This window comes from Candidatus Chloroploca asiatica (assembly GCF_002532075.1).
In the GTDB taxonomy this organism is placed as follows: Bacteria; Chloroflexota; Chloroflexia; order Chloroflexales; family Chloroflexaceae; genus Chloroploca; species Chloroploca asiatica.
In genome coordinates this window covers 11,770-30,693 of the sequence record NZ_LYXE01000159.1, presented here as the reverse complement: position 1 = coordinate 30,693, position 18,924 = coordinate 11,770, and the positions used below count along the sequence as shown (strand labels likewise).

The following is an 18,924-nucleotide window of genomic DNA, read 5'->3' as shown; positions in this document are numbered from 1 at the left end:
GCAACGCCCGCTGCGGGCACAAGGTCAGCCGTGAGGACGCGGACATCGCGGGTACCCCCAGTGACGATCGCAGCGACACGCTGGGTCGCCTGGGGTGAACGGCAACAGGGGCAGATAGGCTGGCGAGACATACCGTACCTCGTTCTGTTCTGATAGACGGAAGTGCTACCGCTATCGTGTAGAACAATTGTACGATATGTGTCAAGATCCCAATCAACGCTTCCCTGCGCGACGATCATTACCTCAACCCTGAGCAATCCGTAGTAGCCGACCCTGTGCTTCAAGCTGGCTCCAAATCGCCTGATGCGCCCGCCAACCCTCCCAGGCGGCATCGACGCTGCCGATGGGACGGGCACCGCAATCGTGGCGATGCTCGGCGAGGACGTCGCCCACGCCGTCCCGACCAACAATCACACACCCGAGCTGGTGGCGCGAGAGCATCACGCACCAGCGACCGGGCTCGAGGCCGAATGCACCGATCTGGCGCTGGCCGCTCAGGGTATGCTTGACGACCATCAGCGGGCGCTCCTGGCCCTGCCATAGCTCTGGGGTCTCGACGACGCAGGCATCGGTCGGCACATTGTATAAGCGGAGCGAGCGGCGCACGGCCGCGCCAGAGGCCACATGCGCATCGATGGCACCGATATCGCCAGCTGACAGCTGGCGAACCCCTTCCCAGCGTGGTTGTCGCGCCAACAGGCGCGCTGCGATCGCTGCCATCGTCTCGGCAAGCTCGTCATCTACTTGCTCGAGCCCGAACTCGGCCGGTGGCAAAAGAACGCCAACCAGGGTCGCACCGTCAGCCAGCATATCAAGCGCCCGGTCGATGGTATCTCCTTGCGTTGCTGCATCCAGCTGCAGGCGTCGTTCTGCGGGTGCTGCTGCCGAGCTGAAGGGGAGCTTCCGGTAGAATGCCGGCTGCACGAGGTTGACGGTGTCCTGAGGCAAGCGGCGTGACGCCGGGAGACGCACCACGTCAAGCTGGGGAAAGCGCCGTAGCAACTCGCGGGGTGCTGGCCAGTGGATTCGGTAGCGCGCCGTCTCAAAACGTTCGGTGTCGACGGTGATCAGCGGTGGCAACTGGCCCGGATCACCCACGAGCAGCGCGCTTGGCGCCAGCTCAAAGAGCGGGGCCAGGGTTGCGAAGGTAAGTTGGTAGGCCTCATCGCAGATCAGGAGATCAAAGCTTTGCGTGATTTTCGTCACCGCAAACAGGAGCTTGTCTGCAGTAGCGATCGTCACACCTGCTACGCCGGGAAGCGCCGTCGCGTCGTTGCACACCAGGATCCGCTGCGTTTGCAGCAGATCATCGGGTAATTGGCGGTGTGCAGACATCAGCGCGGTGATCGGCATCGGGTCAAAGTTGACAACAAGCCGCCGCATCAGGTCGTAGGTCTGCTCGGCGCGCGGGGCCACCACCGCGACCCGCAGGCCCAGATGGTGCACGGCCACGGCAATCACCGATTCGACCAGGTAGGTCTTGCCGGCGCCGGGGGGCGAGGCGACGATCACGAGCGGCTCGCGCTCCTGGAGGGTACGCCGTAGCACCTCGCGATGCGCCGCGTCGCTGCGCCGCCGGGCGTCGAGATATGGTTGAGCGTTCATCGGCGAAGCCTCCGTGCAATGGTGGCGAGATCATCATCGGCAGGTTGTGGTCGGGCAAGTGGCAGCGTATCGCCCATCACGCGTGTGTCGGCCGAGGCGGCCATGCGCTCGTACACCTGGCGTTTCTGGTACCGGAGATCCGCCGGCTCAGGCTCCATCCAGTCGGTGCGCTGGCCAGGAGCCGGCAGATGGGGATTGCGCACCCCAGTGGTGATTACCAAGGTAAGCTGGACTGACTGACCTGCATTGAGCTCGCGTACCTCGGTGATCCGCCCGACCACCCGGGCTCCCCGCAGCTGCAGCTGCGTGCCGGCTCGGACTCTCAGCACCTGCTGGCAGGTCTCGAGGGTGAGGGTGCAGGGTTGGAAGCCTCGCCGCGGCTGATCACGATTGATGATCGTCGCATCCAGCACCCGGCCAGCGCTCAACGCTGTGGCGCGAACAATCGGATCGTCGGCCACGTCGGCATACGCGGCGAGCTCCTGGGCATAGGTCAGCTCGTCAAGACGCTGGGCCAGGCTGCGCGGCCGCGCCGGGCTGCCGTAGTTGCGGTCGATCTGCCAAGCGACCCGTTTGAACGACTCAGCAGATAGCTTGGTGAGCTCCGGACCCTGTGTCAGCCCCAGAGTCCAGAAAGCTCGCCGTGCCTGCACCAGCAAGTTCCACTCGCGCAGTAGCTCTGCACGAATGATTGCCTCTGCCTCAACTCGGGCGGCTGGCTCACGCAGACGGCCGCTGGCGACACGTGCGCGCAGTTGCTCGACCCGATCATCGGCAGCCCGGGCCAGCATCGCGGCCGCAGGCGCAAGAGCTGCCTGCGCTGCCGCATCCACAACCGCCGTCCCAGCGGGCGGATCGATCCAGGCGAGCAAGGCGCCCAGGTGCAGATCTTCGCTCGGCGATTGGCCGGTAGCGACGTGCCCGGCGAGCAGGCTGCCCGCGACCGCAACGATCTGCTGCCCGGCAAAGGTGGTCTCCTCGGCCAGCAGCCGACACTGCGCCCCCATGCGCTGCAGCTCAGGCCCGACACTGCGGTTCGTGCGATAGCGGTGCCCCAGCAATTCGATGACTTCGAGTGCAGCCGTATGCGCCAGCCAGACCCGTGGCATCTCCCCGGCGGTCACGCAGTCGCTCAGGTAGCGGTCGAGCGCAGCCGCGAATGGCTCCAGAAAGCCGGCATCACGGTCGAGCGGGTTCCAGGTCAGCACGATTTCCGGCTTATCGTCGGGGTCGCCATAGGCCAGCGCGTAGACGACCTGTTCGGCTACCATGCGAATCGGTGCGATCGCGAAGGCCGGGATCGGATCGGCCATCAGGGCCGAGCTGCGCCTGGTCGGTATCGCCCGCCCGGCCTGGTAAGCCAGCAGGCGGGCGGCGAGGTCGAAGATGGTGCTCATGCGGCCCTCCCCTGGACAACGGTTGACCAGTCGAAGCGGGCGGCCGCTTCACGGAGCGCCGGCCCCAGCCAGGCTTCGCGCTCGTCGGTCGCCGGAGCGCCGTGCAGCAACGCAAGGGCACGCGGGAGATCGATGGTCTCACCGAGCGTCTGGGCAGCACGGTCACCCAGGATGGTAGGCTGGGCAGCGGCGTGCTGCCGACAGATCTGGGCGAGCAAACAGCCAGCGACGCAGGACTCCTGGTAGGTCGTTGCGAGCCGGGGTGCTGCCAACGCTAGGGCTTCAGCGTCAGCGATTGCGTCCGCACCTAGGGCCTGCAGGTGGGTGCGCACCTGAGCCATCGTGTCTAGCACGCGGCGCATTTCAAACAGCTCGGCCGACAGTTGTTCGGCGAAGGCCGGATGCGGTCGCATGCCGAACGGTGACGCGAAGATGAATATCGCCGCTTCCGGAAGCCGATCGGCAATCCCGAGCGGGATCAACTCCTGCGCAAGGGCGAGAAGCTGGATTGCAGCCTGACGTCGTGCGCCGTCACGGTCACCCTGGGCCACGACGCCGTCGCGAACAATGAACGACTTGATTTCCACCGGCAGATAGACGTGTCGCTGGCGATCCAGGGCCAGGACGTCGGGGGCGATGAAGATGGCGCTTGCCAAGTTGCCGGCAAGCGTAAGCTGTAGCTGCGGCTGGATCAGCAGATCTGGCACGATCCTGTCGGCAGCCAGATCCATGAGGATGCGATCCGTGCGCCGGGCACGCTCTTCCATCGCCGCTGTACTCGATCCGCGAACCTCCTCGGACAGATCGCGCACGGTCAGGTCATCGGCCGCGACGCCAAGCAGCGGGGCAAGCGTCCCCCGGAGCACGGCCGCGCCATCTTGGTAGAGATTTTTCTCGAACTGGGCACCGCGTCGGCGCGCTGAAACCCGCTCACCGTACTCGCCGGGATAGGCGGTACCCGCCAAGGCAAGGTAGACATCTTGCTCTCGCACACGTGTCAGCATCATTGCTGCCTGGAGCTCACAGGTTGGGTTATGTGCGACGCGGATGAGACCACGCGCTCCAGAAAGACTCATGAACGACCTCCGATATCCAAGCCTTATGCACGCTTCGCAGGTACTGATGGGCCCGTTGTTCACCGATAAGGGAACGTTCGTCGCTCAATTTCATAGAACATTGATCCTCGAAGGTATCTTCAAGACTCACTCCGCAAGTTGGTTACACTGCCGTGGTATAGTTGAAATGGCATTCATTATGCCAGAGTTGTTGACTGCGAATTGACGATGAGATGAGAGGTTCATTGATGAAGCTCCAGCATTCATGGTATGACGTAGTTGTCGCGTGTCAGGAGCGCGTTCAGCGCATCCGTGCCAGCTTGACCAGTGGTGGCACGCTCACGCTTGAGCTTCAGGCGGATCGGGAGGCCGTCATCCTGGCGATACGCAACTGGGTTCTTGGCCGGGCGAAGCACTTCCCTGAGCTTGATGAAGATGGGGTTAGCGAGGTGTTGCTCAAGACCATCCAACAACTCGATCGCGATCTGCGCAGCCCCGGCTTTGGTAGTATGGAAAGCATGTTTGGCTCATATGTGAAGACTACTGTTCATCGGATTCTTTTTGAAATTCTTGGAAAAAACAAAGAACAGCGCACCTTATCTGCAAGTGAGCGCCTGGATGCGCAGGTCGGCAAGGGCGGCCTGGCCCGCCACGAGGTGATCGAAGATGTCACACCTGAGCGCCTTGCTGACGAGTACCGCGAAGAGCAGCTTCATGCGCGGCTGCACGCGGCGATTGCCCAATTGCCGCCGCACGATCGCGAAGTCATCAACCTGCGGCTGCAGGGCGTTCCGAGCATCGAGATTGCACGGCGTATGAACCTGTCGCCAGTCAACATTACCCGGATCTACAATCGTGTCGTCGAGCGGCTGCGCCAGATCTTGACCGTTGAGGAGCATTGAGTATGGAAGAGCGATCGTATTTTATTGAAGCGGCGCTGCGCTACGAGACATTGATCGAAGCTGGCCAGATGCTTGGTCTTGATGCCTTCGTGATCCAGGAACCAGAGGCGACCCGTGCGGAGTTGCGGGCCTTCCTGGAGTTCAATCTGACCCATGGTGAGTTGGATGAACCAGCCGTGTTGACCGTTGATCAGGCGGCGCGTGCCGACCACGTGATTGCCCTGGTGCGCGGCGCTTGGCAGCACGAGCTCAGTGGTACGCCCGTTCAGAACCTGACACAATTGCGTCAGGCGCGTCAGCTGACCGTCGGACGGCTGGCCCGCCAACTTACCCTACCGGTGGATCTGCTGGCACGCCTAGAACGGGGGAAAGTATTGGTAGCGAGTGTGCCCAACCGACTGGTCGAGCAACTCGCCCAGATGCTGCACGCATCGACCAGCGCGATCCAGGCGGCGCTGCTTGCGCCGCCGCCGACCACCGCCACAAGCCGCCTCAGTGCGGTTGATGGCATTGTCGAAGGCGAGGAACCGTTGGTCAGCTTTGCGCGGGCCTTCGCCGCGAGTGAGCCGACGGACGAAGAGCAGGCCGCCTGGGCTGCTGATCTGCCATGAGTGTACGCTGGCAACAGATTCGCGTCGCCGCCCACGCCGCCCGGCAGGCGTACGTGACCCACCACCAGGGTTCCACCGTACAACCGCTGGATCTCGACGATCTTGCCGAATGCCTTTGGCAACTCACGGTTGTGCGCACCGGAACCCTGGCCGAAGGCATTCAGGGCAAGGTCGAGCCGGAACTCCAGGTCATTCGCGTGCGGCGCGAGCTTGCGCCAACGCGGCAGCGCTTCGTCATCGCCCACGAACTGGGCCACGTAGCCCTCGAGGGCCTGACCGCCGGTCCGTTCCTCGATACCGAGGCGACGATCGACGAGCGCTCGGCGGGTGAAAGCGCCGATGATACGGTGGTACGCACCTACAATACGCGTGAGCGGCACGAGCAGGAGGCCAACCTCTTTGCTTTGGAGTTGCTGGTACCGGCTGATGAACTCTGGCGGGCGATCCAACAGCCGGGTTGGTCTGTCGAAACCCTCGCTGTATACTTCGGCGTCTCGCTGGACGCGATCCGAACCCAGATCGTCAATGTGAGTTGTCTTGAGCCGCTCGCCCCACCGAATCTGACCAGTGACAGCGTAACGACCACGCTCACCCCTGATCCAGAGCAACAGGAAGCGGTAGATGCGCCTCTGCCACTGCTCCTTGCCGCCGGGCCGGGCACCGGGAAGACGCGCAGCATGGTGGCAAAGTACCTTGCCCTCGTGCGCCAGAGCGTCGATCCGGCAACTATTCTGACTCTAACCTTCTCGAATAAAGCCGCCGACGAGATGCGCGGGCGGATCGTTGCGGCGCTGCGCCAGGAATTCCCTGACCTCGCCGGGCGCGTTGCGATCAGTACGTTCCACGCCTGGGGCCTGAATGTCCTGCGCACCTATGGCGCACGGCTGGGCTTGCAGGCCAACGTTCGCCTGCTCGATACCGGCGACCTATTTCTCCTGCTGACGCGCCACCTAGCCGATCTGCACCTCGACCATTTCAAGGACATCCGTGACCCCTCTCGCCATCTGTTAGCGATCATCAAGGCGATCAGCCGGATCAAGGATGAGTTACGCACCCCTGAAGAGTATGCGCAACTTGCCGAAGCAGAAGCGCAGCATCTGGTTGTCCAGGCCGAGCAGAACCATGCGGGGACCACGAAGAAAGCGGCGGAAGCTCGGCAACGAGCGGCTCGCCAAGCAGCCGCGCTCCGTGAGTTGGCGCACGTCTACCCCCGGTACGAGGCGGTCTTACGGCAGGCAGGTGCTCTCGATTATGGCGACCTGATTGTGCAGACAGTCGCTGCGCTACACGATCCGATTGTGGCTTCCGATCTACGCAAGCGCTACCAGTATCTGCTCATTGATGAGTTCCAGGATATTAACTACGCCTCAGGCGAACTGGTGCGCTTGCTCGATGGTGGTCGTGGACGGGTGTGGGCGGTTGGCGACGCATGGCAGAGTATCTACCGTTTCCGGGGTGCCTCGGCGGCCAACCTGGACGAGTTCACCACGCACTATCCGACGGCTCAAAGCTATCATCTCACCCGCAACTATCGTTCGCTCCAGTCAATTCTCGACGCCAGCGCAGCGGTGATGGCTCGAGATACGCGATCGCCCCATCGTCCCAGGCTCGTAGCCCAGCGCGGTAGCGGGCATGGCATACACGTTTGTGAATGGGTTGGACAGAGCACCCATGACGAGTATGCGGCGATCGCCCACGACATCTTGCAGCGGGTCGGCGCTCGGGTGTCCTCGGATCGCCCATGTATCCCGCGTGGCCGCACTCACGGGAGCACCAAACCATATCGCCGACGACCGCAGCCCCGATGCCGTGCCATGCGAAAGATCCGTCACTGGCGCTTTCGCGACCACGCCGTACTCTGTCGGAAACACGCCCATGCGATACAGATCGCCACAATCCTCGAGGCGCATGGCATCCCGGTTGATAGTGTGCGCGACATTTATGAGACGCCTGAAATCAAGGACGTGCTGGCAATCTGTGCCCAGGTACGTGCGCTCAACAGCGCCGGTCTCCTCCGCGCCCTAACCATACCCGAATATCGGCTCGATCCCCGAGATCTCAATACCTTAGTGAACGAGGCACGTTGGTCGAAACAGGCGCTGCCGCGTGCGGCTCGCGACGCAGCGATCATCGCCCGGCTGAGCCCTCAGGCGCAGCAAGCGCTCACCCGGCTGCAGGCCATCATCGAGGCGCTGGCGGCTGAGGGTGATGCTTGGCAGGTCTTGGCGAGCTACCTCTTTCAGCACAGCCAGCAGATGCGCGAGTGCCTGACCCGTGCCGGTCGCGGTGAGGGTGCGGCCAAGCGTGAACTGGCCAATCTTGGCCGGTTGCTGGCGACCGCCCAAAAATTTGTGCGCCAGGCCGAGCCAGGCCAACGGCACGCTGCCGACTTCATTGAGTATATCCGCACGCTGCGTGCCGCCGGTGCAAGTTCCAGCCAGCCTCTTGGCGGACAACCCGACGTGGTGCGGGTCATGACGGTGCATGCGGCCAAGGGGCTTGAGTTCCCGATCGTCTACGTGCCGCAGCTCCAGGAGGGCCAGTTCCCAGCGCGGGGCGGCCAGCGCGGCCTGCCGCAGCCGTCCGGCCTCATCCGCGGCCCCGTCGAGAGCGAACTGCAGGAGGAGCGCTACCTACTCTATGTCGCGATGACCCGCGCCCGCGACCGCCTTGTCCTGACCCGCTCGACTGCTGGCGGGCGCACATCCAATGGCGAGCCAAAGGTGGCCGAGCGCTCCTCGTTGCTCGCCGGGGACGGCGCGCAGGCGAACACACCATGGGCCACACGCACCCTGCCAACAGCCCATGGCTGTCCGGTGCCAGCGCCAGAGATGCGCTTGATGGACACACCACCACCACCGATGCCTTTGCCAGCATCGAGCATCAACCTTGATGGCTGTCGGCGCCGCTTTCTTTACCAGTACGTCTACCAACTCTACGACGACCAGTCACCCTTCCTGCGTATGCACCAGGCCATTCGTGCGAGTGTGAAGCAACTGGTCGTGCAGGCACGTGACGGAACCCTGATGACTGATGAGCAGAGCCTCCGCACGCTTGTCCATGGTCAGTTGCAGCGCTACGAACTTGACAACGTGCTCTACGCGGCTGACTACGCTGCCGAGGCCTGGCGGCACGTGCGTGGCGTCTGGGACGATCTGTGTGCAGCCCGCCTGGTGCCGGAGCGAGTCGATCGTCGGGTTGTCGTGCACCGGCCAGCCGGGGCGATTGAGGTGCGGATTGATCGCGAGGAGACCCATGACGGATGCACCCGCTGGGTCTGGACGCGCTCAGGGCAGCCCGGCGACGATGATCATCTGTCGGAGCGGGTGATGCTCTATGCCCTAGCCCACCAGGAGATCCACGGTACTCCCGGTGAGATTGCGATCACCTACACCGCAACCGGCGACCTGCGGCTAGCGACACCAAAAGACAAGGTGCTCGCCAACCACAGTGCCAAGATCGATAACCTGCTGGAGGAGATGCGAGCACGGCGCTGGGAGCCTTCTTTTGGGCCACACTGCGCTACGTGCCCGTTCAATTTGATCTGCCCGGTGTGAAATTGCGGGCGACGATGTGTCTTATCTGAGGAGTAGCGCACAGGAATACTAAGCAGGATCATAGCGAGGTAATCACGCTTTCGTGCAAGCTTTAAAGGGGCAACCAGATGAGCGTCCAAGACCACCCTTACTACGAGCACATCTCCAGACAGCTCACCGATACTTTTGCCTGGATCGGCAAGCGACTCGATGAACTCGAGCCGCCGATCGCCTACGGCGGTGATCGGTATGCGCATCGTGCGCTGCAAAAGCAGAACCTTGAAGAGATCGAGAAGCTAAAGCTAAGCCGCCAGGAACTGTTTAGTGCGCGCATTGACCTCGAAGATCCTAGTGAGGGCCAGGAGACGATCTATGTAGGCAAGGTTGCCCTGCCTGATCGTCGCATCTACTCCTGGGCAAGTCCATTTGCCAGGCAGTTGTATTATCGCCCCGATGAAACCACCGACACAGCCAAGGTTCGGCTTATCCTCAACATTACTGTTGACAATGACAGGCTGTGTGAAATCTACAACCAGTATGTAGATGCCAGTGTTGAGGATGAACTCGTCCAGGCGCAGTTCACCGACTCGCTGCTGTTCAGGCTCTTACAGGAAAGCCATGGCAAGCTTCGCGATATCGTTGCGACGATCCAGGCGCGGCAGTATCGCATTATTCAGTCGCCGCACGATCAGGTACTTGTCGTCCAGGGAGCTCCGGGCAGTGGTAAGACATCGATCGCGCTGCACCGGGTTGCGTATCTGCTGTACAACTATCAAAGTGAGACTTTCACGGCCCAAAACATCCTCATCCTCGGCCCCAACCGGCTTTTCCTCGGCCATATCTCTGGCATTCTCCCATCACTCGGCCAGCGCCGGGTACCCCAAAAAACCGTTGACGAGTGGACAACAGAGTTGCTTGGTGACAAACTGGTGTTTGAGTCCCAGGAAGAGTCGCTCGAAGCCCTTCTCGACGTGACCCAGAGTGCTGCGATGCGCGCGATGCGCTACCGAAACGCCCGTAACAAAAGCTCGCTTCAGATGGGGGTGCTTATTGATCGGTATATCCAATCGATCTACGCCGCCATATTGGGGCGAATCACGAACACCTTTACGTGCAACTGCCAGCTGCAAGGGCTCAGAGGCGCGAACGCAACGGTTGAACGATCGGCTGATCACATTCGCGCCCTTCTGGAGTCGGTTCAGAATCGTCCCTTGAACGTGCGCCGTGAGGCCGTTGAAGATTTGCTCCTCCGCGATCTTGGCCGCGAGTTGCTCGATCAGCTTGGGAGCTACCTCAATAGCTTAGACGCGCAGAGCAGACAAGAACGTGAGAGAGAAGTTCGTGAACAACTCCAGCGCCAATTGCGGCAGTACTTCAGCGGTTGGAATAAGGAGAACGTCGCAATTGCCTACCGTCGGCTGCTACGGACGCCTAGCTTGCTCCGCCGACTGGGTGAAGGCCTTTTCAGCGATGGAGATCTGGAGCTCCTAACTCAGGATGCCCCAACGAACAAGACCCCATTTCAGTTTAGCGATCTCGCTGCGCTGATGTATCTGAAGCTGGGTCTTGAAGGTGCGGACGGGGTTGGCTATGCGCATATCGTCGTGGACGAAGCGCAGGACCTTACCCCACTCCACTTCAGGGTGTTACAGGCCTATAGCCGCAGTTCCTCGATGACTCTGCTCGGCGATCTTAGCCAGGGTATCTATGGCCACCACGGCATTGAGCATTGGAGTTCTCTTCTTGATGCGCTAAAGGTTGAGAATCTCGTCCCTGAGAACTTGCGCGAGAGCTACCGCTCAACGCGCCAGATTATTGAGTTTGCGAATGGCATGCTCGCACGCGTCGGCGTTGCCGCAGAGGATCTCGCTGTCCCACTCAGTCGCCCCGGACCGACGCCGACAACCCACCGCCTTCAGCAGCGATCGCAGCTTGTTGCAAACATCATCAGCACCGTGACGAGCGAGCCACAGAAGTGGTCGGCAATTGCGGTCATCTGTAAGACGGCCGCCGCATGTCGCTTGCTGGCGAGTGATTTGACCGCTGCCGGCTTCACTGACTATCAGTTGCTGGTGGATCGCAACAGCCAGTACAAAGGCGCGATCGCAATCATCCCCTCGTATCTCACAAAAGGTATGGAGTTCGATGTCGTCCTGGTCGCTGATGCGGACGCCGAAACCTATCCCCCTGATGCTCTGCACGTTAAGCTGCTCTACGTTGTACTCACACGCGCCGCGCACGCATTGCATATACGCTGGCTCGGCGCGGTGACGCCGCTTCTCGATCAGCAGCATCCCCACGTGCCGTTGCAGCCAGTGCTCGAAGGTGCGCTCAATCCGCAACTGCAGACCATCAGCGAGTACGCAGCGGTGCGGCCGGGGCGACCTATGGACTGGTATGTCGAGCGGCTGGCACAGATGGACAAACTGCGCTTGCTCCATACAGGCAAAATTGATGCTCACCTGATGGATGTGATCATGGCGGGGTATACCGCGGCATCAAGCGCCAATGATAACGGTGAGGCGGAGTCGGCCATCGAGTTGTTCGACGAGGATGTTCAGCAATTCCTGACCCAACAGGCTGAGCTACTCAATCAGTCGGATGAAGCAGCGGTGCAAGACGCACTGGCAATAACCCAACTGGTCTACGGCCTCCTGCGCAACCAACTGCGCAGCGCTGGGCTGGAGGTTGCTGATGAAGGGCAGGTTCCATTGAGCCGACAGGTGATCATGCTCGCAACGCTGGCTATGGCGATACAGCGTGGGCGACTGATCGAGAGCGCCGGTCGTTGGACGACCCGCCAGGTCGTTTTGCAGTCAGTTGACAAAGGCCGCAGGGCCGTCGCAGAACGTTGGCTGGCGACGCTGGAGCAGCATGGGATGATCGAGAGCCAGGAAGCCGGCCAGCGCAGGCAGATCCGTATCGTCACAACCTGGGTGCGACCGGTGCTTGAGCTAGGCTTAGGTTTGCCGACTGAACTCTGGGATCGCGAGCTCCTTGACTCCATCCCGCACCTGCCAAAGCCGTTTGACGTCGCAACACCACAAGCAACGAGGTAGAGCCATGCACGGAAAACCTGTCACTACAAGTTTTGCCTCGATCCACCAGCGCCGGGCAGCTGCAGAGCAGCAGATCCAGGATCAGCTACAAGCATGCCAGGAAGAGCAGGCGACAGTGCGGATGACGCTCAGCGAGCTCCAGCAGCGGCTCGACCATTTGCTGAACTACCAGTCTCGGCTTAACACTGAGCTTGCAGAGGTGGCACAGCGCAGCTTCGCCGAGGAGAGGGCGGCAGCAGTCACAGCACTTGATGCGAGCTTCGCCTCGTTCCTCCAGTTGTGCGCCTACTGGCTGGCGCAAGCCCGATTTGAACGCCAGATGCAGGCACTCTATGCGCAGGATCCAGCCTTGGATAAGAAGATCGAAGCGCACCAGAAGGCCGCATCGGGGGTCGAGGCGTATCTGGAGAGCATTCCAGAGATGCTTCGCCTGGCGGTAACCCAGGCGGTACAGACCGAGATTGAGAAGATCAGGCACCAGCTTGCCCCGTGGCTGGATCTGCAACAGCAGCGCCGCGATCTGCGGCCGGATGGTCCGCTTGCGATCCAGCTCATGCTGGTTCAACCTGCGGAGGATGAGCTCCTGTACTGGGTGCTGCCCTTTCCGGCAAGCCCGATGAGCCTGGCGCCAGAAGTCGCACCGATTATGATCCAAGCCGCAAATCTCGTTGTCCAAGCCCTGGGTGGCTTCGGCAAACATACTGACTGGAGCATCGACGACCTCGATCTCGCCTCATGGGATGGCTCCAGTGTGCTTGTGGCGCTCGCCACCTACCGGGGCGAGGTGTCGATCGAGCAATCGGCTGCAAATTTGCTCAAGCAGCAACTGGCAACTGAACCGCTCTTCCAGGATGTCTTGCTGAATCTGCGGATCGAGCGTATGTCCCAGGAGGCGTGGCAGCTCGGAGCTTATCAGACAGCTACTCTGCCTTCAGTGGATCTGGTACAGACAACAACGCCGGAAGCCATTGGAGCGGAGAAGGCTGATGAGGCAGATGATCAGGCACCAGAAGGGGAGCTAGCGAGTGATTGGTTTACGAGCAGCGATCTCAAGCTGTGGAGCCGCAAACAGTCGGGCAAGTTGACGCCGCAAGAGCAACGGATGCGCACACTCGCCATCCGCATGATTGGCCGCGGCCTGCTCGGAGAGACCGCAGTCAGTGTTGGCAGTCTCTGTCAAGGCCTACCGGCTACTCACGCTGAGGCGCTGCGCCATGGGATTGAATTGGGCACGAAGGCAGGCGTATTGCTGAAGCTGGAGGTGGCGGACGGCGCAGAACCAGCAATCACGTTGAACCCAGCACTGCTGACTGATGTGCAGAGCCTGATCAACCGTGAGCCATCGGCGCTGTGGGCTAACGAGGAAGATGGGAATTAGAGAACCTGATGTTATGGTTCAGGCTTTATCGTCATTATCATCACGAAAGGATCAGTACCGATGCAGACCTCGCTGGGTGAACTTCGCAGTCGCGTTCAGAGTCTCGCTGATCGCTTACAGGTTGCACAACAGCAACAAGAGCCCGATGTGCAGTATCAGGCGCTCTTAGCTGATCAGGTCGAAGCATTACGCTCCGCTTTACAGCAAGCAAATACGCCGGAAACCTATCGTGTAGCAGTCGTCGGTTCGTTTAAGGTTGGTAAATCGTCATTCGTAAATGCGCTATGCAATGTTACCAAACTTGTCTCGGTTTCCACGAACCCGGAAACAGCAGCGGTAACTACTCTTCGTTACAGTGAGCGTCCTTATGCCAACATTCGTATGATTACGCGCGGCGATTGGAACGCCATGCGTGAAGCCTACGAGAATGATCCACGTGATCCGGCCGCTGTACGTTATGCAGCCTTGTTGAAGAAGGAGATGACAAGCGAACGCGCAAAAGCGGATAAGGCAGTTGATAAGGGGCCAGTGCAAGTTTCACGTGCTGAGCTTGAGCAGCAGCTATTAAGTGATGAAAGTGTAGTTATTCGGGTAGATGGAGGCGATTGGACAGATCCAAAAGCTAGACGAGTCTTTAGCAACGAACTTATGCAATATACTTCGCAAAGTTCGTCCGCTCACTTCTTCGTGGATCAACTCGATGTGTATGTTCCAGTTCCATTCCTTCGCGAAGGGATCGAGCTGATTGACACTCCCGGTCTTGACGATCCTGATCGCTACCGGGTACGCATCACCGAAAAACTGGTTGAAGATGTTGATGTCATCCTCTTTCTCACACAGTCCGGCAAGTCATATTCTCAGCAAGATAAAGACTTTATCACGACCCAGTTGCGACGTGGACGTCTCAAGCACTTAATGCTGATCGTAACCCGCTGTGATGAGACGTATGAGAACGCTTGCAAAGATGCCGAAGACAGCGATGAAGAGGAACCTTCATTCCAGGATCATCTCGCAAAAGAACGTAAGCGTCTGCACGCACAAATCAATGACACGCTTGATGAATTGCTCAGTGATCCACAGATTCGCGATGATCTCGGCATGTACTATTTGGAGAAACTGCTCGATATTCCGATCAATTTCACCTCAGCCGACTACTATCGCAAGGGGAACAAAGAAGAGTCAAAGTCACCCGAGGCTGCGAAGGCTCTGTTGGAGCAATCGGGCATCGAGCAATTGCGCGATGATTTGCGTAACATGCTGGCAAAAAGTGAGCGCATTGAGCGTGCCAAACGCACTTTGAGTGATGCACTTGATCGAGTGATCGAGAAAACCAGACGGATGCTCGTAACACGCCACGAATCGGTGTCTACAGAATTCAACCCGGATAGGGTCAAAGCCCAACTTGAACAACTCGATGCTGCGCTTACCAGTAAGTTGGCGATGTTCGAGAGCACCATAGCTGAACAAGTGCGCCTTTTTCGAGCCGGCAACGAAGCGATAAGTGCTGCAACACAACTACAAATCGAAAAAGCCGGACTTCTTACGCGCGAAGTTGTGACTCGTGAATACGAGCTTCGTGATATTCAGCGCCATTGGAAGTCACGCCGCTACGGTGGATGGGGATCGCTCGATGACCTTCAACAAAAGATCGCAAATAAGATCTTTCCTCAAGTGGAACAGTCGTTGCGGAACTATATAGTGCGCTTCAATGAGCTATTGAGTCGAACCCGTGGCGATTTGGAGCGATTGGAAATAGCCCTTGGCGAAATCGAAGTAACTGCGACTGTTTCAGGAACTGCGCAGGCCTTTGGCCTCATCGCTGTCTTTGATCAATCTTTTCAGCAGAAGCTAGCGGATCTGGAGGAACTTGTCACACTTCAGCGTGACGGGATTGTAAGTCGCCTCGATAGCTTTATCTCAAATGAGGTTGAAGCGAACATTGACGCAGCGCGTTCCAGGGTTTCAGGTGAGTGGGGGCGTGGCACAACGGGGCGTCAGAATATACACGTGACTAACTTCTACTCATTCCTTAACCGTGAAATTCAGAGTCAACTGGAACAGTATCTTCGACAGTCGATCACTGCATTTGTCGATAGTCTTTCCAAGAAGGCAGAACTGCTTTACCCTGAACTCAAGCACGATCTCTATGAAGTGATTGAGGATCATCGCAAGGCGATTGAGTCGAGCCTTGCGGCACGCAATGAGCAGCAGAAGGACGAGTTACTTGCCTACGTAAGCGAGCTAGTACATGATCTTAAGGCTGAGACAGCGCATTGACTCATCTTCGATGGAACCTTGACAAGATGGTTCTCACCCGAGATTCGTGTCACCAGCCACATAAAACGCTCGCGTGTCGCATCGCGGCCATCGTGAATGTTTGCATGTCGTACCAACATGATCTTGCTTTAACCAGGTGGCAGGAACGAACGCAGTTCATCGCATCGATATGCTGCGTCCGCATGCGCATTACGTTCAGTACCCCTAACGCACCGTGCACCAAGATCAGACGAAAAACTCGTACCAGAAAGGCCCAGGCTTGAGCCAAACCTTTACAAGCACGTTCTATAATAAAGAATTGGAAAGTGCTACAATATTGCTATCCATTTCTTGTCTGCATGGGAGACAATCATGCGCTCGTCACTGATCGCCGTGTTCGCAACACTTATCATTCTTCTTTCGGCCTGCGGTTCTACCCCTGCTAGCACACTGACCGCACAGGCTGTCGTTGACAGCTTCAACACTGCTGGCCTCGGTCTGAGCGATGTGGTGGCTCCCGAGCGCAATCCCAGTGCGCCACTGCCCAATTCATATACAGAGCGGTTGGTGTTCACGATTGCCGAGGTGTCCCCGAACGGTGGGCAGGTTTTCGTGTGCGCCACCAAACAGAACTGTGATGCGATTTATGCCTACTATGAGGCGCTCGTTGCCCTGGCCGGCCCTTACCTTTATCAGTCACCGAATGGACTGGTGGTGGTCCAACTCAACAGCGGCCTTGCCCCAGAAACGGCCGCCAAGTTTCAGCAAGCTGTTGGTGTTTTCAAATAGTAGTGTGTGAGGAAGAACATGCAAGCTATCTATACAAGCCAGACCCACGACGGTATTTACGTGACTCTGGATGGTGTGCAAGTCAAGATCTCGGATGCGAATCTTCGGGACGCCATCACTGTCTTGGCTTTGCATGGGACGATCTCAGACGGTATCCATACGATTGCTGTTCCCGATGAAGAGCGGACTCGGGTCATCCAGGATCTCGAAGCGGGGGTGACGTCGAGCCAGGATAACAAGTAACCGCCCCTATGCCAGGACGCGTGACACCAGGGCTGACACTCCGCGATTGGTTGCACAAGGCAGTGCCCAGCATACGCGGATGTGAGCGATCTATATCATGGCCTTGACCTGAGCTTTGTGTCACCAGCCGCATGAAGCTGTAAACATCCGTGACCTCTTGAAAGCATGGTGTCCATGCCACGCTTGCTCCGATTAGGCCATGTAGGCCATGCGGTATCATGGGGAAACAACGACGTGGGCCGTTGACGTACACATTGCTGATCATGACCCAGCTCCGCGCAGCTGTCGTCGGCGCAGACCGCTTGTGCGTTCAGGCGTCGTGCGCAACCGTGGAACCCGAGGACACCGCCCGTGCCTTCACCACGCTTACCCCAGCTCACCACCACGCTCCCCAATGGAGTCGTGGCAACCGTGGAGGCCGCGCCGCACGACATTGATATGGCGCACTGGCACCGCAACCGCGCCGTGATCATCACGGACAACACCGCCATCACCCTGCACCTGCGCCGACGCGACCAGCTCGCGCTCACCGCCCAGCACGCCGGGGCCTGGCTCGCCGCCAGTCAGGTGCCCATGACGCCGCTGCTCGCCCTGGCGCTCAGCACCCTGACCGGCGAACTGCCCGAACCGTGGCACCTGTCCATCCTGCGCTTTGTCGGGGCGACGCTGCCCCCGCTGAACGTCCCCGCCCACGAACCCGCAGCGCTCCGGGAGATCCGGGCGCTTGTCCACGCGGCCCTGCACCGCCCGACCGACGACCCCGGCCTCGATCTCGGGGGCGACCGTTGGGTCGTCGCCCGCATGCTCGGCTGCTACGGCGAAGCCCTGTGGGCGCTGCGTGGCGCGGATGCCCGCCGCTGGGGGTCCCTGCCGCTTGGGGTGCCGACCGACCCGCCGTTGCTGCGGATTCTCGTGGGCATGGCCGGCGTGATGCACCGCACCGCGCAGCGAGCGGGCCACGTGACACTGCCCCTGGCTGATGGCGGGCATCCCACCGATGCGATCATTGATTGGCTGGTGCTCGCGGCTGGGCCAGCGCCGCCACCGGCCGCGTTGCTCCCTGGCGGGTTGGGCCGCGTCAGTACGCATACGCTGGTCGTCGGCTCCGCGACCGAACCCCTCACCCTTGACGCCACCCGCGCCGAGGCGCTGCGTGACCTGGCCGCGATCCTGCTCGCACGGGTGAGCCGCCCGGCCCCCCGCTACCTCGGTGAGGTGCTCGATCTGACCATCCCCCCAGGCCTGATGGCGGAAGTGACCGCCTGGAACATCGCACGCGTGCGCGTCATCCCCCACCCCGAAGGCCTCTGGGTGGCGGTGGGCGGGGCCGATGACGAGGCAGCGGCGGTGGCCTGGTGGGCGGCCACCCCAGCCAGCAGGGAGCGTTTCCCGATCTCGTTTCCGCCGGCGGCCTGGCTGCTGATGCACGCGATTCTGGCCGCCCTCTGGCACGATCTCTGTGCGGACGCCACCCCGCCCGCCCGCTCGCCGGGGGCACGTGCGCCTGCGGGCCGTGGCCCCGGTGGAGGGCGCAGCGTGCGCTTGCCGCCGGTACGGTACCTGGCCCACTGGGGTAGCGACGAAGATCGGGCGCTGATCAATGCCTATGTCCTGGCAGGCCATGGTTATCGCCGCCTCCCGAGCGGATGGGAAGCGCGGCAGGACAGGCGCGACTTTCAGCGACGCACGGCTGCCGCCGCCGACCGCGCCCACGCGCACGGGGGGCTGGATGCCCCGCCGCCGGGCTATACCTACGTTGCGCCCCATCAGCGTCCTGCGGGGCGCAGCCCGACCGACGAGGGCCTGGCGGCCCCACGGCAGGTACAGGCCCGCGGGCTGTTCACGCTGCGGCTCGGGCTGCGGCGGAACGACGACGAGGCTCCGCTGCGAGCCTAGGGCGCGCTACGCACCGTCCGGTTTCCTGGCTGGCAGTAGACCATCGGCGGTGAGCGCGAGGTCAAGCAGGCACTTCGCAAGACTCTGCTCAAGTACAAGCTCCACCAGGAGCAGGATCTCCTTGACCGGGCGTACGCATACATCGCGCAGTATTATTGGTATTATTGAACGTGAGGGGAGATTCAGTTGGAGAACGG

Annotated in this window: 12 protein-coding genes; 9 read left to right on the top strand and 3 right to left on the bottom strand. The window is 60.3% G+C overall.

Features of this window, described 5'->3' with window-relative positions; genetic code table 11:
• Positions 1 to 243 precede the first annotated feature (243 nt).
• The 3 genes from A9Q02_RS19460 to A9Q02_RS19450 are packed head-to-tail and all read right to left on the bottom strand — an operon-like array spanning position 244 to position 4,078.
• Positions 244 to 1,605: an AAA family ATPase gene (locus A9Q02_RS19460; RefSeq protein ID WP_097654744.1), complete on the bottom strand. Its 1,362-nt coding sequence runs from the start codon at positions 1,603 to 1,605 to the stop codon at positions 244 to 246.
• Entirely contained in the window at positions 1,602 to 3,002 is a 1,401-nt protein-coding gene (locus tag A9Q02_RS19455; protein WP_097654743.1) for a hypothetical protein, read from the bottom strand. The genes A9Q02_RS19460 and A9Q02_RS19455 overlap by 4 nt, the downstream gene beginning before the upstream one ends.
• On the bottom strand, positions 2,999 to 4,078 hold the full coding sequence (locus A9Q02_RS19450; RefSeq protein WP_097654742.1) for a hypothetical protein: 1,080 nt from the start codon (positions 4,076 to 4,078) through the stop codon (positions 2,999 to 3,001). Before A9Q02_RS19450 ends, A9Q02_RS19455 begins: the two co-directional genes overlap by 4 nt.
• Before the next feature lie 227 nt (positions 4,079 to 4,305).
• Here A9Q02_RS19450 and A9Q02_RS19440 point away from each other — a divergent pair, with 227 nt between their 5' ends.
• The 9 genes from A9Q02_RS19440 to A9Q02_RS19400 all read left to right on the top strand — a co-directional run bounded on the left by A9Q02_RS19440 (position 4,306) and on the right by A9Q02_RS19400 (position 18,727).
• Positions 4,306 to 4,959 (top strand): sigma-70 family RNA polymerase sigma factor, encoded by a 654-nt coding sequence (locus A9Q02_RS19440; RefSeq protein WP_097654740.1) that lies wholly within the window; start codon positions 4,306 to 4,308, stop codon positions 4,957 to 4,959.
• Positions 4,960 to 4,961: 2 nt separating this feature from the next.
• Positions 4,962 to 5,570 carry a helix-turn-helix domain-containing protein gene (locus A9Q02_RS19435; RefSeq protein WP_097654739.1) on the top strand — a complete coding sequence of 203 codons (609 nt, stop codon included), beginning with the start codon at positions 4,962 to 4,964 and terminating at the stop codon, positions 5,568 to 5,570.
• Positions 5,567 to 9,127, top strand: a complete 3,561-nt coding sequence (locus tag A9Q02_RS19430; RefSeq protein ID WP_097654738.1) for a UvrD-helicase domain-containing protein — start codon at positions 5,567 to 5,569, stop codon at positions 9,125 to 9,127. The genes A9Q02_RS19435 and A9Q02_RS19430 overlap by 4 nt, the downstream gene beginning before the upstream one ends.
• Positions 9,128 to 9,234: 107 nt before the next feature.
• Positions 9,235 to 12,165, top strand: a complete 2,931-nt coding sequence (locus tag A9Q02_RS19425; RefSeq protein WP_097654737.1) for a HelD family protein — start codon at positions 9,235 to 9,237, stop codon at positions 12,163 to 12,165.
• A 4-nt stretch (positions 12,166 to 12,169) separates the two neighbouring features.
• The gene (locus tag A9Q02_RS19420) at positions 12,170 to 13,543 is read left to right on the top strand and encodes a hypothetical protein (RefSeq protein WP_097654736.1); all 1,374 of its coding nucleotides are present in this window, start codon (positions 12,170 to 12,172) and stop codon (positions 13,541 to 13,543) included.
• Positions 13,544 to 13,603: 60 nt separating this feature from the next.
• Positions 13,604 to 15,820, top strand: coding sequence for a dynamin family protein (locus A9Q02_RS19415; RefSeq protein ID WP_097654735.1), 2,217 nt, complete (start codon positions 13,604 to 13,606; stop codon positions 15,818 to 15,820).
• 351 nt (positions 15,821 to 16,171) lie between these two features.
• Positions 16,172 to 16,588: a hypothetical protein gene (locus A9Q02_RS19410; protein WP_097654734.1), complete on the top strand. Its 417-nt coding sequence runs from the start codon at positions 16,172 to 16,174 to the stop codon at positions 16,586 to 16,588.
• Positions 16,589 to 16,606: 18 nt separating this feature from the next.
• Complete coding sequence (locus A9Q02_RS19405; RefSeq protein ID WP_097654733.1) at positions 16,607 to 16,831, top strand: hypothetical protein; 225 nt, start codon at positions 16,607 to 16,609, stop codon at positions 16,829 to 16,831.
• A 351-nt stretch (positions 16,832 to 17,182) separates the two neighbouring features.
• Complete coding sequence (locus A9Q02_RS19400) at positions 17,183 to 18,727, top strand: hypothetical protein (protein ID WP_141509055.1); 1,545 nt, start codon at positions 17,183 to 17,185, stop codon at positions 18,725 to 18,727.
• The last annotated feature ends 197 nt before the right edge of the window (positions 18,728 to 18,924 follow it).

Coding starts and splice junctions, on each gene's coding strand:
- A9Q02_RS19455 (WP_097654743.1), bottom strand. CDS start 3,002: ATGAGCACCATCTTCGACCTCGCCGCCCGCCTGCTGGCTTACCAGGCC.
- A9Q02_RS19430 (WP_097654738.1), top strand. CDS start 5,567: ATGAGTGTACGCTGGCAACAGATTCGCGTCGCCGCCCACGCCGCCCGG.
- A9Q02_RS19440 (WP_097654740.1), top strand. CDS start 4,306: ATGAAGCTCCAGCATTCATGGTATGACGTAGTTGTCGCGTGTCAGGAG.
- A9Q02_RS19460 (WP_097654744.1), bottom strand. CDS start 1,605: ATGAACGCTCAACCATATCTCGACGCCCGGCGGCGCAGCGACGCGGCG.
- A9Q02_RS19420 (WP_097654736.1), top strand. CDS start 12,170: ATGCACGGAAAACCTGTCACTACAAGTTTTGCCTCGATCCACCAGCGC.
- A9Q02_RS19435 (WP_097654739.1), top strand. CDS start 4,962: ATGGAAGAGCGATCGTATTTTATTGAAGCGGCGCTGCGCTACGAGACA.
- A9Q02_RS19405 (WP_097654733.1), top strand. CDS start 16,607: ATGCAAGCTATCTATACAAGCCAGACCCACGACGGTATTTACGTGACT.
- A9Q02_RS19425 (WP_097654737.1), top strand. CDS start 9,235: ATGAGCGTCCAAGACCACCCTTACTACGAGCACATCTCCAGACAGCTC.
- A9Q02_RS19450 (WP_097654742.1), bottom strand. CDS start 4,078: ATGAGTCTTTCTGGAGCGCGTGGTCTCATCCGCGTCGCACATAACCCA.
- A9Q02_RS19410 (WP_097654734.1), top strand. CDS start 16,172: ATGCGCTCGTCACTGATCGCCGTGTTCGCAACACTTATCATTCTTCTT.
- A9Q02_RS19415 (WP_097654735.1), top strand. CDS start 13,604: ATGCAGACCTCGCTGGGTGAACTTCGCAGTCGCGTTCAGAGTCTCGCT.